Source organism: Dorea sp. BIOML-A1 (assembly GCF_009875615.1).
In the GTDB taxonomy this organism is placed as follows: domain Bacteria; phylum Bacillota; class Clostridia; order Lachnospirales; family Lachnospiraceae; genus Dorea_A; species Dorea_A amylophila.
The window spans coordinates 1-15,613 of sequence record NZ_WWSA01000001.1 but is presented as its reverse complement, the minus strand read 5'-3'; the positions used below and the strand labels follow the sequence as shown (position 1 = coordinate 15,613).

Genomic DNA, 15,613 nt, shown 5'->3' with positions numbered 1-15,613 from the left:
CTTTAAAGAACGAAATGTGGTATAATAGAACAGTGAGTGATCTGCCGGAGCATAGTTTATGGCAGACACAGAAAGGATGGATGAGTAATGTGGGCTTACAATAGTATTTTTTATCAGATTTATCCGATCGGATTCTGTGGGGCACCGGTGCACAATGACGGTGTGTGTGTTCCTCGTATCCGCAAACTTATGGACTGGTCTGAGTATCTTCAGACATTAGGAGTAGATTCAATTCTGTTAAATCCGATCTTTGAATCGGACAATCATGGATATGATACAAGAGATTTTAAGAAGATCGACTGCAGACTCGGTACAAATGAAGATTTTAAAGAGGTCTGTGAAGATCTGCATAAACATAATGTAAAGATTGTGCTGGACGGTGTATTCAATCATGTCGGACGAGGCTTCTGGGCATTTAAGGATGTGCAGGAGAAGAAATGGGATTCCCCATACAAGGACTGGTTCCATATCAGTTTTGACGGAAACAGCTGTTACGATGACGGTTTCTGGTATGAAGGATGGGAAGGTCATTTTGAACTGGTCAAATTAAATCTTCAGAATCCGGCAGTCGTTGATTACCTGATGGAATGTGTAAAATACTGGATCGATGAATTTGATATCGATGGTCTGCGTCTGGATGTAGCGTACAGTCTGGATCATAATTTTATGAGACGGCTCCGCTCTTATACACAGGAATTAAAACCGGACTTTGCGCTGATTGGTGAAGTATTATTCGGAGATTATAATATCATTGTCAATGATGAGATGCTTCACAGTTGTACGAACTATGAGTGTTACAAGGGATTATATTCCAGCTTTAATTGCATGAATATGTTCGAGATTGCACATTCCCTGCATCGTCAGTTCGGAAGCGACCAGTGGTGTATTTACAGAGGAAAGCATCTGATGACATTCGTGGATAATCATGATGTTACCAGACTGGCAAGTATCCTGACCAATAAAAAGCATATTCCGCTGGCATACGGACTGCTCATGGGGATGCCGGGAATTCCGTGTCTGTATTATGGAAGTGAATGGGCAGAGCCGGGCGAGAAAGCACCGGATAATGATTATGCGCTTCGTCCTTGTTTTGAAGAGCCGAAGCCGAATGAACTGACGGAGTTTATTAAGAAACTGATCCGTGTACGTCAGGGAAGTGATGCGCTTTGTAACGGTGCTTATAAGAATGTGGTGATCCAGAATCACCAGCTCTTATTTGAACGGTGCTCGGAGAAAGAAAGAGTGATTGTTGCAATTAATGCTGCTGATTATGCATATACCGCAAATGCAGGAGAATTGAATGGAACGGCAACAGACCTTGTGACAGCGCAAAAAGTCACAATGAATGGTTCACTTGAACTGAAACCATACAGTGTGCAGTATTTGAAATTTTAGCAAGATTTTAAGAAAAACATGTGAAAACATATGAAAAAATAGTTGACACACACGGTACAGTATAATATAATAAGCAAGTATGACAAAAGGAGAAACAGTAAGAGGCCAAAGCCCCGGAATCTTGCTGATTCTGATATATTATCATGAAAATGTTAATGATTCACAGGAGGTAAACCACAATGAAAACTTATATGGCTAATCCAGATAAGATTGAAAGAAAATGGTATGTAGTTGACGCTTCGGAATATACATTAGGACGTTTAGCATCAGAAGTTGCTAAGGTTTTAAGAGGAAAGAACAAACCGGAGTTTACACCACACGTTGATACAGGCGATTATGTAATCGTTGTTAATGCAGAAAAGATTAATGTAACAGGTAAGAAACTGAATCAGAAGATTTATTACAATCACTCTGAATATGTAGGTGGAATGAAAGAGACTACATTAGCAGAGATGATGGCTAAGAAACCAGAGAAAGTTATCGAACTTGCTGTTAAAGGAATGCTTCCAAAGGGACCTTTAGGAAGATCTATGATCAAGAAACTTCACGTATATGCTGGACCAGAGCACGCTCAGCAGGCTCAGAAACCGGTTGAACTGAAATTCTAAGAAAGGTTAAAAGGAGGATTTTACAATGGCTACTGCAAAATTTTACGGAACAGGTAGAAGAAAAAAATCTGTTGCTAGAGTATATTTAGTACCAGGAACAGGTAAAATTACTATCAATAAAAGAGATATCGATGAGTATTTCGGACTTGAGACATTAAAGGTTGTTGTTCGCCAGCCATTAGCTGCAACAGACACAGAAGGAAAATTCGATGTAATCGTTAATGTTAAGGGTGGTGGATACACAGGACAGGCTGGAGCAATCCGTCACGGTGTTGCAAGAGCACTTCTTGAGGCTGATGCTGATTACAGACCAGTTCTTAAGAAAGCTGGATTCCTTACACGTGATCCACGTATGAAAGAACGTAAGAAATACGGTCTCAAAGCAGCTCGTAGAGCACCACAGTTCTCAAAGAGATAATTTATACGAATCATTCGAGATATACAAAAAAGAAGTACACAGCAGCCCCGGAAATGCAATGTTTCCGGGGTTTTTCTTTGCATAGCAAAGCATACAGATAAAGCTGCCATCGGCAGCTTTATCTGTAGTTCAGTTGATCTTATTCCTGCAATAATTGCTTTTCAAAGGTGGATAATAATTTGTTGATCGTAAAGAAATAACTCTTGCATTCGCTGCATGTTTTTGCATCGACTTCGATATCACCAAGAATGATGAGTTTGGCAGCCTGGAGTGCTGCAATAATGGTACGAAATTCGTCGGGTGTAATATCTGTGGCGTGATTAATCAATTTTTTCGCCGCAGAACAACAGAGTTGATAATTAATTTCTGCCTGGGCTTCTGATTCTGCAAGTCCAAGACGAGGCAGAACGGTAAGAGCATAAGCGGTTGCTTCTATGTCAGAATGATTAAAGGCATAGGAAATATGGCTCATAGTAAAACCTCCTTAAGTTTTTAAGAAAATTATAACATAAAAAGAGAAAGAACGCGAGAATATAAGTAAAAATCAGAGGAAGACTTATTAAAGAAAAGGGTTTACATTATAGATAATAATGTATACAATATAAAATATAAGTACATGGAAAAACTTTGATAAGGAGAATAAAAATGCTTGGTTTAAAACCAATAAAAATGCTGCCAGCAAGGGAACGAGTAGCGGCAGCACTTAGAAAGGCGATTATTTCAAGACAGATCACAGAGGGAGAAGTCCTGACACTGGAGAATACGGCTCAGGAACTTGGCGTATCGATCACACCGGTCAGAGAAGCCTTTCAGATTCTGGAAAGAGACGGGCTGATCGATCTGAAGCAGAATAAAGGTGCAACGGTATTGGGAATCAATGAGACAACACTCAGAGAACATTTTCAGATCCGGGCAGCACTGGAAAGTGAAGCATGTGCGCTGTGTTGCAGGAATCACATCGATATGAGCCGGATTGAACAGGTTCTGACGGTCTCAAAAGAGATGATTAAAAAAGAAGATTATGAGAATTATTCGAAGCTCAATCAGTCTCTGCATATGGAGATTTGGACAGCAGCCGGTAATGAAAAATTGAAGAAAATGCTTTCTGAACTCTGGAGCGGATTATCTCTTGGAGTTAAGATGACAGAAGCAGAATATGCAAAAAAGTCAATAAAAGAACATGAAGATATCATTGAAAGTATGAAAAAATATGATACGATGGAGGCATGGAGAAGGATGCACCAGCATATAGAACGAAGCTTAGAAGATGTATTATCGGAGTTTTAGAAGTAATAGTGCACAAAAAGAATAGGTAAAAATTATGTAAAACGTCGAACTTGTGATTAATGATTGACAAGTCTGGCGTTTTTAATTATGATTTGATTATGGATACATTATCATTTATAAATAATAAAAAATAAATGATAAGAGTAAAAACAAAGGAGAGAGAAAAATGAGTAACAAGAACTTAATCGTGAACACTCCGGAACCAAAGCCTGGTATATTGGAGCGAGGAGATCTCTTTGCTATTGCGGTAGGAATGGTAATTGGATCAGGAATGGTAACATTGATCGGACCGGCGATGGCAATGACAGGATATTCCGTATGGCTGGCATATCTGACAGCTATCGTTATGGGATTTTTTATGGTATTTCCGTATATTATCCTTGGGGGAACTATGAGAGTGGCAGGAGGACCTTACTCGATTGTAACGAATTTATCCGGTGTAAGTGCAGGAGGACTGGTAGCGTATACGAAGCTTGTAACTCCAATCCTGAACAGCTCTTTTGCACTGGCATTAGGCTTGTATGTAAATAATCTTCTTCCGGGAATTACAGTAAAAGCAATTGCTGTTGTGGGAATCTGCATCTTATTTGTATTAAATCTTCTGGGAATGGATATTTTTGCAAAGGTTAGTAAGATCTTATCAACGATCCTGCTGATCACAATGGTACTTTATGTTATCTTTGGACTGACACAGATCAAGCAGCCGATCTTCCAGTTCTCTGGGGATAAGATGTTTACCGGAGGCTTTAAAGGATTCATGCTTGCTGCATTACTTCTGATCAACTCAGCAAATGGATATTACAATATCCTCTGGTACGGAAAAGATGCAAAGAAAGCGACAAAGGATGTACCGTTTGCAAGTATGGCATGTGTGCCATGTCTTCTGTTCATCTATGTGGGGCTTGCCATGGTAACAGGCGGTGTGCTTCCGCATGATGAAGTTGCAGGAGCACCGACAATCTTACCGGCAGCGCAGGCAATCCTTCCTGGTGCAGTATATAAGATTTTCATGATCGGCGGACCAATCATGGCGATCATTACTACACTGAACGGTGTATTCAATGATGTCAGATATCCTCTTGCACAGGCTGCAAAAGACGGATGGCTTCCAAAGTTTATTTTAAAAGAGAATCGTTTTGGAGCACCGTATCTGATTTATACATACACACTGATCGTTGTTCTGATCCCAATCGTTTCGGATATGAGCATTGTAACAATCACAAACATTTTCCAGGTAATTACATTCTTCATGAATGTGACTGTTGTATATGCAATTTCAAGACTTCCAAAAAGATATCCGGAAGCATGGGTAAAGAATAAATTCCATTTTTCAAATGGGGCATTATATACATTCTGTACTGTAAGTATCATCATTTATACAGTTATCTTTGTAAAGGGTATTTTCAGTATTAAAGTATCTTATGCAGTAGCAGCGGTTATTGTTATGCTTGCACTGATACTGATCGGAATCTATTTGACAAAGAAAGGTGGTATCCGTATCGAGACTTCACTCTGGGATCCATCTGTAAAAAAGGAGGAAAAGTAAGATGGCGGCAACTTATGTAAAACCAGGTGAATTGGGACTGAATCCGGAGAAATTGACAGAGATGTTAACGGAACTGGAACAGACAGTGGAAATCCACAGTATCTCAGTACGGTTTGATGGAAAAGTTATCTTAGAGGGTGCATGGGAGCCGTTCTCACTGGAGAAGCCGCAGATGATGCATTCACTTTCAAAAATCGGAACAAGTATTTGTCTGGGATTTGCACTCGATGAGGGGAAGATTCATCTGGAAGATAAACTGCTTGATTATGTAAGAGATGAACTTCCGGAAGAATACGATCCGGCACTGGAAGATCTGACGATCTATCATCTGCTTACCATGCAGGCAGGTTCCAAAGAATGCTGCAATAATGTATGGTTTTCGAAGCTTACAAGAGACTGGGAGACAAACTGGTTAAAACAGCCGAAGATAAGAGAAGATATCGGAAAAGCATTCCATTATGATTCCGGATGTAGTTATACACTTTCAAGAATTGTCACAAAGGTTATGGGAAAAAACTGTCTGGCACTGATGCAGGAGCGTGTATTTGACAAGATGGGATTTGGTGAGATCAACTGGCTGACCAGTCCGGAAGGACACAACACCGGTGGATGGGGAATGTACCTGACTGCAGGAAAGATCTCTGCACTGGCACAGCTTCTGCTTCAAAAAGGTGAATGGAATGGAGAGCAGCTGATACCGGCATGGTGGACCGAAGAGATAGGAAAGATGCGCGTTGTGATTCCGGAAGATGAGAAGAAAGCACTGACGCATTATGCTTATCATATCAAGGCCGGAAAAGAGATTTTTGCGGCAGAAGGAGCATTTGGACAGTATCTGATCTGTTTTCGTGATTATCCGGTTGCAATCGGAATCACGGCAGGGGCATCGGAATATCTGGCAGCAGATATCTGTCTGAAATACATAAAAGAAGCAGTTCAGATCCCGTGTGAAAAAGAAAATCTGGAAGAGGCACAGGAAAAACTGGAAGAGAAACTGGTACATCTGACACTTCCGAAGCCGGAAGGTGACAAAAAAGACACAAATGAAGCAACAAAGAAACTATTAAATAAAAGAATTGCGTTTACAGAGAATCCAAGACAAATTGAGTCGGCAGTGATTTCAACGGTTGGAGAGGAATTAAAACTGGAACTTACTGTGGCAGGAGAAAAGAAGATTCTTTTTGCAGGATATAAGGACTGGAAATGTAATGATATGTATCCGAATGATTTTACGAAGAGATATCATGCGGTATCTTATGCGTTTGATGAAGATGCATTGTATCTTTCTGTGGGACTTCTGAATACATCATACAGAGAAGAATATTGTCTGTGGGTGAATTCGGAAAATGTAGTAGTTGGAACATGGAGACCGAATGTAACGTATCTTCCGGCAGAAGAAGATATGACATGGAAGTTTACCGGAACATTTGAACCGTCATGCATTTTGTAGATAGAATGAACGGTTAGTGGAAAAAGGAGAACCCCGTGAGGCAGAAGAAGCTGTCCCACGGGGTTTTTTGCATTGCATATTCGATAAAAGTTCATCTATTTACAGATGAACATATTTACAGTATGATACTGTAAACAGCAAAAATGAACGGAGAAGATATATGAATGAGATAGCAGTTGTAACAGAGCAGGATATACCGGATATTCTTCGAATGATCCATGAAATCTATAGTGAACTTCCGAATAAGGAATGGTTCAGTCTGGATAGCGATGAGGAAGTAACAAGCTATATGATGACCGGTGGCTTTGGATTAAAGGCAATGTGTGATGGCAGACTGGCAGGTGTCTTTATCGCACGGGCAAAGAATCTTGGGGATGAGAATCTCGGATACGATCTGAAATTTGATGAAGAACAGCGAAAGCAGTCGGCACATATGGAGATTGCCATGGTAAGAAAAGAATACCGCGGACAGGGGTTGCAGAGAAAGATGATGGAAGAGTCAGAACAGATTCTGAAAGAACAGGGATATCATTATCTGCTTGGAACGGCACATCCGGACAATGTGGCAAGTGTGAATACATTCCTGAAATTACAGTATGAACAGGTGATGACGAAGGAAAAGTATGGCGGGATGAAGAGGAGTATTTTCTGTAAAGCGATATAATGCAGATGTAATACAGAATGTACGAATCAAACCGGAATATATTATGATTGCAAGGTTCTGGTTGAAACGTTATAATGTAGATGTCAGCAGAGAGTTTGCTGGCATCTTTTCAAATTAAAAAAGTGAATAATCAGGGAGAAATTTATGAGTATATTAAATGTTGAACATCTGACACATGGTTTCGGGGACAGAGCCATATTCTCAGATGTTTCTTTTCGACTTTTAAAGGGAGAACACATCGGTCTTGTAGGAGCCAACGGAGAGGGAAAATCTACCTTTATGAATATTGTGACCGGAAAGCTTGTGCCGGATGAAGGAAAAGTAGAATGGTCCAAGAATGTACATGCAGGATATCTGGATCAGCATGCGGTCCTCGAAAAGGGAATGACCATCCGTGACGTGTTAAAATCTGCATTCGATCCGCTGCTTCAGAAAGAACAGCGTATGAATGAAATCTGTGATCTGCTTGGAACGGCAGATGAAGAAGAGATGAACCGTCTGATGGACGAACTTGGAACCATTCAGGATGAGCTTACGCTGCACGATTTCTATACGATCGATGCAAAGGTAGAGGAAGTGGCAAGAGCACTCGGACTTCTGGATCTGGGTCTGGACCGTGATGTTACAGACTTAAGCGGGGGACAGAGAACGAAAGTCCTTCTTGCAAAACTGTTATTGGAAAAGCCGGATATCCTGCTTCTGGATGAGCCGACCAACTACCTGGATGAGGAACATATCGCATGGTTGAAGCGCTATCTTCTGGATTATGAGAATGCATTTATTCTGATCTCGCATGATATTCCATTCTTAAACGAAGTGGTCAATATCATCTATCATATGGAGAATCAGGAACTGAACCGTTATGTGGGAGATTATGATCACTTCCAGGAAGTCTATGCTGTGAAGAAAGCGCAGCTGGAAGCTGCTTACAGAAGACAGCAGCAGGAGATCAGTGAGCTGAAAGATTTCGTGGCACGTAATAAGGCACGTGTATCTACCAGAAATATGGCGATGTCCAGACAGAAGAAGCTGGACAAGATGGATGTGATCGAACTGGCGGCAGAGAAACCGAAGCCGGAATTTCATTTCCGTTATGGCCGTACACCTGGAAAGATGTTATTTGAGACACATGATCTGGTAACGGGATATGATGAGCCGTTATCAAAACCATTAAATTTCAGTATGGAGCGTGGACAGAAGATAGCACTGGTTGGAACGAACGGAATCGGAAAGACTACATTATTAAAAAGCATTTTAGGATTGATTCCATCCTTATCCGGAAGTTGTGAACTGGGAGAGAATCTGGAGATCGGCTACTTTGAACAGGAAGTCAAAGGCGAGAACAAGACTACCTGTATCGATGAGATCTGGCAGGAATTTCCGTCGTTTACACAGTATGAAGTACGTTCGGCACTGGCAAAATGCGGACTGACAACAAAACATATCGAAAGTCAGGTCAGAGTATTAAGTGGTGGAGAGCAGGCGAAAGTCAGATTGTGTAAACTGATCAACCGGGATACAAATATCTTACTCCTGGATGAGCCGACCAACCACCTGGATGTGGATGCAAAGGATTCGCTGAAAAAAGCCTTGCAGGAATACAGAGGGAGCATCCTTTTGATCTGTCACGAACCGGAATTCTATCAGGATGTGGTAAATGAAGTCTGGGACATGAGCAAATGGACGACGAAAGTATTCTAGAGAGTCAGAAAAAATAAACTGGGGATGATGTAAGTGGAAGGAATAAAACACGATAAGATGAAATATCGTCTGGCGGAAGCCATGAAAAACTGTATGAAGAAGATGCCGGTAGAAAAGATTACAGTAAAAGAAATTGTGGCAGAATGTGGAACAACGCGGCAGACATTTTACCGAAATTTCCAGGATAAATACGATCTCATTAACTGGTATTTTGACCGGATCCTGTTAGAATCGTTCCAGCACATGGGAGAGGGTAAGACAGCTTATGAAGGACTGGTCAATAAGTTCCACTATATAGAGGAAGAGAAATTATTTTTCAAAGCAGCGTTCCGTAATGATGATCAGAATTGTCTGAGAGATCATGATTTTCAGCTGATTCTGAGGTTTTATGAGAATCAGATTCAGGCAAAAACAAAACAGCCAATTCCTGAGAATCTGCATTTCCAGTTGGAGATGTATTGTCAGGGCTCGGTGTATATGACAACCCAGTGGGTACTGGGGGATATGAAGAAACGTCCGGAAAAAATGGCAGAAAATCTGGTAAAAGCGATGCCGGCAGAACTGGAAACATTATTTAAGAAATTAGAACTCCTGTAAGATGGAGTTCTTTTTTTGATGTCAAAATATGTATCTGCGAAATGTCATTTGAATAACACAATACATTTGGAAATATTGTGCATAAAAGATATAAAGTTACAAAAATACAAAAGTGTAACGTGCAAATGTTACAAAATATATACTTTGTAACTTACATCCAAAGAAAATGATTGTTAAAATTAAGACATAAAGAAACAAGATACGAAACAAAAGAGGAAAAGAAAATGTTTCGCATCACAAATAAAGATTATGTATAGAAGGAGTGTCAGTTATCATGGCAAACAGAATTAATTTAAACCAGACATCATTTCACGGAGCAGGAGCAATCAATGAGATTGCAGCAGAAGTTAAAATAAGAGGATTGAAAAAAGCTTTGGTATGTTCAGACCCGGATCTGATCAAATTCAATGTAACAACGAAAGTTACAAAAGTACTTGAGGATGCAGGATTGGAATATGAATTATATTCTGATATCAAACCAAACCCGACGATCCAGAATGTACAGCATGGAGTTGAGGCCTTTAAAAAAGCCGCAGCTGATTATATCATCGCAATCGGCGGTGGATCTTCTATGGATACATCCAAAGCAATCGGTATTATCATAGCAAATCCGGAATTCGAGGATGTAAGAAGTCTGGAAGGAACAGCACCGACAAAAAATCCATGTGTTCCGATTATTGCAGTGCCTACAACAGCAGGAACAGCAGCAGAGGTAACGATCAACTATGTTATTACTGATGTCGAGAAGAAGAGAAAATTCGTCTGTGTAGATCCGCACGACATGCCTGTTATCGCAGTCGTAGATCCGGAGATGATGTCTTCTATGCCAAAGGGACTGACTGCTTCGACAGGTATGGATGCCCTGACACATGCAATTGAAGGATATACAACAAAGGCAGCATGGGAAATGACAGATATGTTCCACTTGAAAGCGATTGAACTTATTTCAAAATCTTTAAGAAGCGCAGTTGCAAATGAAAAAGAAGGACGCGAGGGAATGGCTCTTGGACAGTATATCGCAGGAATGGGATTCTCTAATGTAGGGCTTGGAATTGCACATTCTATGGCACATACACTTGGAGCTGTCTATGACACACCACATGGTGTTGCATGTGCAATGATGCTTCCAATCGTTATGGAATACAACGCGGAATGCACGGGAGAAAAATATAAAGAAATCGCAAAAGCGATGGGCGTTGAAGGCGTAGATGATATGTCTGTAGAAGAATACAGAAAAGCAGCAGTAGATGCGGTACGTAAATTATCTGTAGACGTAGGAATTCCTACAAAACTGGAAGCTTTGAAAGAAGAAGACCTTTCGTTCCTTGCAGAATCTGCTCACGCAGATGCATGCGCACCTGGTAATCCGAAAGATGCCAGTGTAGAGGATCTGAAAGATCTGTTCAGAAAATTAATGTAAGATCATGATACGGGAATGGGTTCCTGCGTACAGATTATAAAATGAAATTGCTATATCTATTGAAAAGACTGGCACGTTTAATTATAATAAACGATGTCAGTTTTTTCGTATAAAAATGGAGGAAGTTATGTCAGCATTGTTTTTTGATATTGATGGAACAATTTTAAGTGAGATTACGCATGAGATACCGGAAAGTGCACTTGTGGCATTACGCAAAGCACAGGAGAACGGACATAAGACATTTATCAATACCGGGCGCACCATATGCAGCGTACCGCCTATGATAAAAAGAATTCCGTTCGATGGTTTTTTATGTGGATGTGGAACACATTTGGTATATGAGGAACGGGTAGTATTTCATCATTCTATCCCATATGAAAGAGGACGCAGGATTATAAAGTCTATGAAAGACTGCAAGGTAGAAGGCTTTCTGGAAGGAACAGAGGATATCTATTACTCCAACCGTATCTCAAGGCTGGAGTCGGTGGAAAGCAGTAGAAGATATATGGCTGGTCTGGGACTTGGGAGAGAGCAGTCAATGGAAGATACAGGTTATGATTTTGATAAGATACTGATTTATATAGATAAAATTGCAGACGAAGAAAGGTTTTTTAAAGAAACAGAAGATGTTTTCAAACATATCGACCGTCTGGGTGGAGTGTATGAATGTGTACAGAAAGAATATTCTAAGGCAACTGCAATTGCGTACATAAAGAAAGAATTGGCTCTGCAGGATGATGAGATATATGCCTTCGGAGACAGCAGCAATGATTTTGATATGATCAAAGCTGCAGGACACGGGGTGATCATGGGGCATCATGATCCGGTTCTGGAGCCGTATGCCGAGTATATCACGGATACGGTAGAGAATGACGGGCTTTATAAAGCAATGGAGCATTATGGGTTGATTTAGAATTTGCAGCGTACAGACCAGAGTATTATAATATACAAAGATAAGAAGGGAAGTGCATTTTCATGGGTGAACAGTTAACTGAAAGCGATGTTAAGAAAATTAAAGAAGAAATAGAATACCGTAAGATTGTTGTTCGTAAGAAAGAACTGGAAGCAGTAAAAGAGGCAAGAGCACAGGGTGATTTAAGCGAGAACTTTGAATATAAGGCAGCAAAACAGGATAAGAACCGTAACGAAAGCCGTATCCGCTATCTGGAACGAATGCTTAAGAATGCGAAGATTGTGTCTGATACATCTAAGGTAGATGAAGTTGGAATTAATAATACAGTGGAAGTATACTTCGAAGACGATGACGAGACAGAGACATATCGTCTCGTGACCAGTATCCGCGGAAATTCTCTTCAGGGACTGATCAGTATCGAATCGCCGCTCGGAAAAGCAATACAGGGACATAAAGTCGGAGACCGTGTGCTTGTCAGGACAAACGGAAATGACGGGTATTATGTTGTGATAAAAAATATTGACAATACAACAGATGACAGCCACGATACATTGCGTAAATATTAAATAGAAGAAATCGGAAATATATGGATAACAGGAGAAAGAATAATGTTAGAAAACTGTATTGAAAATGTAAGAAAGAGTGTGCCGCTGGTACATAATATTACCAATTATGTAACGGTAAATGACGTTGCAAATGTATTGTTAGCCTGTGGCGGAAGTCCGATTATGTCAGATGAACCAGAAGATGTAAAGGAGATTACATCTATCTGTCAAGGTCTGAACATCAACATTGGTACTTTGAACAAAAGAACGATTGAAGGAATGCTTGCAGCCGGAGCGTGTGCCAATGAATTGGGACATGTGACGTTATTAGATCCGGTCGGAGCAGGCGCAAGTGGACTGCGGACGAATACCGCCGTAGAACTGATGGAGAAAGTCCGATTCGATGTTATACGCGGAAATATCTCAGAAGTAAAAACACTGGCACAGGGAAGCGGAACAACAAAAGGGGTGGATGCAGATGTAGCAGATGCCGTAACAGAGGAGAATCTGGAAGAAGGTATTGCATTTGCGAAAGCATTTGCGAAAAAAGCGGGATGTATTGTTGCGATTACAGGTGCAATTGATCTGGTAAGTGATGGTGCCAGCTGTTATATAATCCGCAACGGACGACCGGAGATGGGAAAGATTACCGGAACGGGATGTCAGTTGTCCGGAATGATGACAGCATTCCTGGCAGCGAATCCGGAGCAGAAGCTGGAGGCGGCAGCGGCAGCTGTCTGCACGATGGGACTGGCAGGAGAGATTGGATGGGGATATATGCAGAAAGGTGATGGTAATGCCACTTACCGTAACCGTATTATTGATGCAATCTACAATATGGATAAAGAAACATTGGAGAAAGGAGCAAAATATGAGATCAGATAGAAATATTGAGAATGATCAGATAAAAAAGCCGGAAGGACATACATGCAAAAAGATGCAGAAAGAAGATTTACTCCTGTATGCCGTGACGGACCGTCACTGGTTAAATGGTGAGACGTTATACAGTCAGGTTGAGAAGACGCTGGAAGGTGGTACAACATTTGTGCAGCTGAGAGAAAAAGAACTGGATGAAGCACATTTCCTCGAAGAAGCAAAAAAAATTAAGGAACTCTGCGACAGATATCATGTGCCATTTGTGATCAATGACAATGTTGATATTGCATTGGAGATAGATGCTGACGGAGTACATGTCGGACAGAGTGATATGGAAGCCGGAGATGTAAGAGCAAAACTTGGACCGGACAAGATCATTGGTGTATCTGCACAAACGGTCAGACAGGCATTGCTCGCACAGGAAAGAGGGGCAGATTACCTTGGGGTCGGAGCAGTCTTTCATACAGATTCAAAAGCAGATGCAGCTGATATAAGTCATGAGACATTGAAAGCAATTACTGAAGCAGTAGATATTCCTGTGATTGCTATCGGAGGAATCAGTAAAGAAAATGTATCGGAGCTTTCTGGAACCGGAATCTGCGGAATCGCAGTGATCAGTGCAATATTTGCAGAAAAAGATATAAAAAACGCAACGAAGAAACTGAAAAAATTAACAGAGGAAATGGTGGAAGCATGATAAAGGGAGCGATATTCGATGTAGACGGAACTTTGCTGGATTCCATGGGGATATGGAAAGATGTAGGGGTGCGTTATCTGAACAGCATCGGCGTAGAGGCAGAACCGGATCTGGGAACTATATTATTTACAATGAGTATTCAGGAAGGTGCGCAATATGTAAAAGAGCATTATCATCTGTCACAGGAAACAGATGAAATTGAACAGAACGTTTTGGATATTATCAGCGATTATTATAAAGAAACGGCACCGCTGAAGAGCGGAGCGGTAGAACTTCTGGAGAAGCTTCGTAACAGTAATATTCCAATGACGATTGCATCTTCCAATAATAAGAAAGAAATAGAGATGGCGTTTGAACGTCTGGAAATTGCAAAGTATTTTGATCGGATCTTCACCTGTGAAGAAGCAGGTGCAGGAAAGACGAAGCCGGATATTTATCTGCAGGCAGCGGAATATCTTGGAAGCAGACCGGAAGAGACGTTGGTATTCGAGGATGTTATCCATGCAGTCCGCACTGCAAAAAAGGCAGGATTCCAGGTTATAGGAATCTATGATGAAGCAAGTAAGGATGATCAGGAAGAGATTCAGAGAGAAGCAGACTGCTATTGCAGAGAATGGAGGGAACTGATGAAAAAAAAGACAGCACTTACAATTGCCGGAAGCGATTCAAGCGGAGGTGCGGGAATTCAGGCAGACATTAAGACCATGCAGGCAAACGGAGTCTATGCAATGAGTGCGATCACAGCATTGACTGCACAGAATACGACAGGTGTTACCGGGATCATGGAAGTATCTCCGGAATTCCTGGAAAATCAGTTAGATGCGGTCATCACTGATATCCGTCCGGATGCAGTAAAGATTGGTATGGTATCATCTGAAAAGTTAATAAAAACAATATCAAAGAAACTAAAAGAATACCATACAGAAAATATTGTAGTTGATCCGGTTATGGTGGCAACAAGCGGATCCCGATTGATCAGTGAAAATGCGATTGAGACTTTAAAAACACAGTTGTTACCGATGGCATCCGTGATCACGCCGAATATCCCGGAAGCAGAAGTTCTTGCAGAGATGGAGATTCGGTCAGAAAAAGATATGGTGGAAGCAGCAAAGAAGATTAATGAAATCTATCATTGTGCAGTTTTGTGCAAAGGCGGACACAGTCTGAACGATGCCAATGATCTCTTATACCAGAATGGCAAAGCGACATGGTTCCGCGGAAAAAGAATCAATAATCCGAATACCCATGGAACAGGCTGTACTTTATCCAGCGCAATCGCCTCCAATCTTGCAAAAGGATACTCCCTGGAAGAATCCATTCATCGTGCGAAAGAGTATATCAGCGGTGCACTTGCCGCCATGCTGGATCTGGGGAAAGGAAGCGGACCGATGGATCATGGGTTTGAGATAAGAGGGAGATTTGGGATTTAATTCAGAAAGGCACGACGACCCGGACCTGCATAAAAAGTAGGAAGCCGTTCCTGTTCAGGTTCCGTC

The 15,613-nt window shown here is 41.1% G+C and carries 16 protein-coding genes and 1 pseudogene; 16 read left to right on the top strand and 1 reads right to left on the bottom strand.

Annotation, left to right across the window (positions count from 1 at the left end; genetic code table 11):
* Nucleotides 1–87: 87 nt before the first annotated feature.
* From GT508_RS00080 to rpsI, 3 genes are all read left to right on the top strand, one after another.
* Entirely contained in the window at nt 88–1,395 is a 1,308-nt protein-coding gene (locus tag GT508_RS00080; RefSeq protein ID WP_161143296.1) for an alpha-amylase family glycosyl hydrolase, read from the top strand.
* Between the two features lie 179 nt (nt 1,396–1,574).
* The gene (gene rplM, locus GT508_RS00075; RefSeq protein WP_028087194.1) at nt 1,575–2,003 is read left to right on the top strand and encodes a 50S ribosomal protein L13; all 429 of its coding nucleotides are present in this window, start codon (nt 1,575–1,577) and stop codon (nt 2,001–2,003) included.
* A gap of 25 nt (nt 2,004–2,028) precedes the next feature.
* Nucleotides 2,029–2,421, top strand: a complete 393-nt coding sequence (gene rpsI / locus GT508_RS00070; RefSeq protein WP_006427798.1) for a 30S ribosomal protein S9 — start codon at nt 2,029–2,031, stop codon at nt 2,419–2,421.
* A 139-nt stretch (nt 2,422–2,560) separates the two neighbouring features.
* On the opposite strand, the gene GT508_RS00065 is transcribed toward rpsI, so the two are convergent.
* A complete protein-coding gene (locus GT508_RS00065; protein WP_006427799.1) occupies nt 2,561–2,893 on the bottom strand; it encodes a hypothetical protein in 333 nt (110 codons plus the stop codon).
* A gap of 173 nt (nt 2,894–3,066) precedes the next feature.
* Here GT508_RS00065 and GT508_RS00060 point away from each other — a divergent pair, with 173 nt between their 5' ends.
* The 13 genes and pseudogenes from GT508_RS00060 to thiD all read left to right on the top strand — a co-directional run bounded on the left by GT508_RS00060 (nt 3,067) and on the right by thiD (nt 15,547).
* Nucleotides 3,067–3,708 carry a GntR family transcriptional regulator gene (locus GT508_RS00060; protein WP_022416371.1) on the top strand — a complete coding sequence of 214 codons (642 nt, stop codon included), beginning with the start codon at nt 3,067–3,069 and terminating at the stop codon, nt 3,706–3,708.
* Between the two features lie 166 nt (nt 3,709–3,874).
* A complete protein-coding gene (locus GT508_RS00055; protein ID WP_161143295.1) occupies nt 3,875–5,254 on the top strand; it encodes an APC family permease in 1,380 nt (459 codons plus the stop codon).
* 1 nt (nt 5,255) lies between these two features.
* Nucleotides 5,256–6,704, top strand: coding sequence for a serine hydrolase domain-containing protein (locus GT508_RS00050; protein WP_161143294.1), 1,449 nt, complete (start codon nt 5,256–5,258; stop codon nt 6,702–6,704).
* Between the two features lie 160 nt (nt 6,705–6,864).
* Nucleotides 6,865–7,368 carry a GNAT family N-acetyltransferase gene (locus tag GT508_RS00045; RefSeq protein WP_022416368.1) on the top strand — a complete coding sequence of 168 codons (504 nt, stop codon included), beginning with the start codon at nt 6,865–6,867 and terminating at the stop codon, nt 7,366–7,368.
* Between the two features lie 144 nt (nt 7,369–7,512).
* Nucleotides 7,513–9,069 (top strand): ABC-F family ATP-binding cassette domain-containing protein, encoded by a 1,557-nt coding sequence (locus GT508_RS00040; protein WP_006427804.1) that lies wholly within the window; start codon nt 7,513–7,515, stop codon nt 9,067–9,069.
* A gap of 57 nt (nt 9,070–9,126) precedes the next feature.
* Nucleotides 9,127–9,666: a TetR/AcrR family transcriptional regulator C-terminal domain-containing protein gene (locus tag GT508_RS00035; RefSeq protein WP_055284316.1), complete on the top strand. Its 540-nt coding sequence runs from the start codon at nt 9,127–9,129 to the stop codon at nt 9,664–9,666.
* A gap of 274 nt (nt 9,667–9,940) precedes the next feature.
* Entirely contained in the window at nt 9,941–11,086 is a 1,146-nt protein-coding gene (gene fucO / locus GT508_RS00030) for a lactaldehyde reductase (protein ID WP_117597018.1), read from the top strand.
* Between the two features lie 127 nt (nt 11,087–11,213).
* Nucleotides 11,214–11,999 carry a Cof-type HAD-IIB family hydrolase gene (locus GT508_RS00025; protein ID WP_226851768.1) on the top strand — a complete coding sequence of 262 codons (786 nt, stop codon included), beginning with the start codon at nt 11,214–11,216 and terminating at the stop codon, nt 11,997–11,999.
* A 62-nt stretch (nt 12,000–12,061) separates the two neighbouring features.
* On the top strand, nt 12,062–12,565 hold the full coding sequence (gene greA / locus GT508_RS00020) for a transcription elongation factor GreA (protein WP_055284286.1): 504 nt from the start codon (nt 12,062–12,064) through the stop codon (nt 12,563–12,565).
* 42 nt (nt 12,566–12,607) lie between these two features.
* A complete protein-coding gene (gene thiM / locus GT508_RS00015) occupies nt 12,608–13,429 on the top strand; it encodes a hydroxyethylthiazole kinase (RefSeq protein WP_161143293.1) in 822 nt (273 codons plus the stop codon).
* 52 nt (nt 13,430–13,481) lie between these two features.
* Nucleotides 13,482–14,117 carry a thiamine phosphate synthase gene (gene thiE / locus GT508_RS00010; RefSeq protein ID WP_055284315.1) on the top strand — a complete coding sequence of 212 codons (636 nt, stop codon included), beginning with the start codon at nt 13,482–13,484 and terminating at the stop codon, nt 14,115–14,117.
* Nucleotides 14,114–14,653: pseudogene (locus GT508_RS14990) on the top strand (HAD family hydrolase); the annotation flags it as partial. The gene thiE and the pseudogene GT508_RS14990, both read left to right, overlap by 4 nt.
* A gap of 90 nt (nt 14,654–14,743) precedes the next feature.
* Nucleotides 14,744–15,547, top strand: a complete 804-nt coding sequence (thiD, locus tag GT508_RS14985; RefSeq protein WP_243144037.1) for a bifunctional hydroxymethylpyrimidine kinase/phosphomethylpyrimidine kinase — start codon at nt 14,744–14,746, stop codon at nt 15,545–15,547.
* Nucleotides 15,548–15,613 lie beyond the last annotated feature (66 nt).

What these genes read in the sequence shown, in the direction of transcription:
- GT508_RS00045 (WP_022416368.1), top strand. Translation starts at nt 6,865, where the DNA reads ATGAATGAGATAGCAGTTGTAACAGAGCAGGATATACCGGATATTCTT.
- GT508_RS00035 (WP_055284316.1), top strand. Translation starts at nt 9,127, where the DNA reads ATGAAATATCGTCTGGCGGAAGCCATGAAAAACTGTATGAAGAAGATG.
- rplM (WP_028087194.1), top strand. Translation starts at nt 1,575, where the DNA reads ATGAAAACTTATATGGCTAATCCAGATAAGATTGAAAGAAAATGGTAT.
- GT508_RS00040 (WP_006427804.1), top strand. Translation starts at nt 7,513, where the DNA reads ATGAGTATATTAAATGTTGAACATCTGACACATGGTTTCGGGGACAGA.
- thiM (WP_161143293.1), top strand. Translation starts at nt 12,608, where the DNA reads ATGTTAGAAAACTGTATTGAAAATGTAAGAAAGAGTGTGCCGCTGGTA.
- fucO (WP_117597018.1), top strand. Translation starts at nt 9,941, where the DNA reads ATGGCAAACAGAATTAATTTAAACCAGACATCATTTCACGGAGCAGGA.
- GT508_RS00080 (WP_161143296.1), top strand. Translation starts at nt 88, where the DNA reads ATGTGGGCTTACAATAGTATTTTTTATCAGATTTATCCGATCGGATTC.
- thiE (WP_055284315.1), top strand. Translation starts at nt 13,482, where the DNA reads ATGCAGAAAGAAGATTTACTCCTGTATGCCGTGACGGACCGTCACTGG.
- GT508_RS00055 (WP_161143295.1), top strand. Translation starts at nt 3,875, where the DNA reads ATGAGTAACAAGAACTTAATCGTGAACACTCCGGAACCAAAGCCTGGT.
- rpsI (WP_006427798.1), top strand. Translation starts at nt 2,029, where the DNA reads ATGGCTACTGCAAAATTTTACGGAACAGGTAGAAGAAAAAAATCTGTT.
- thiD (WP_243144037.1), top strand. Translation starts at nt 14,744, where the DNA reads ATGAAAAAAAAGACAGCACTTACAATTGCCGGAAGCGATTCAAGCGGA.
- GT508_RS00060 (WP_022416371.1), top strand. Translation starts at nt 3,067, where the DNA reads ATGCTTGGTTTAAAACCAATAAAAATGCTGCCAGCAAGGGAACGAGTA.
- greA (WP_055284286.1), top strand. Translation starts at nt 12,062, where the DNA reads ATGGGTGAACAGTTAACTGAAAGCGATGTTAAGAAAATTAAAGAAGAA.
- GT508_RS00065 (WP_006427799.1), bottom strand. Translation starts at nt 2,893, where the DNA reads ATGAGCCATATTTCCTATGCCTTTAATCATTCTGACATAGAAGCAACC.
- GT508_RS00050 (WP_161143294.1), top strand. Translation starts at nt 5,256, where the DNA reads ATGGCGGCAACTTATGTAAAACCAGGTGAATTGGGACTGAATCCGGAG.
- GT508_RS00025 (WP_226851768.1), top strand. Translation starts at nt 11,214, where the DNA reads ATGTCAGCATTGTTTTTTGATATTGATGGAACAATTTTAAGTGAGATT.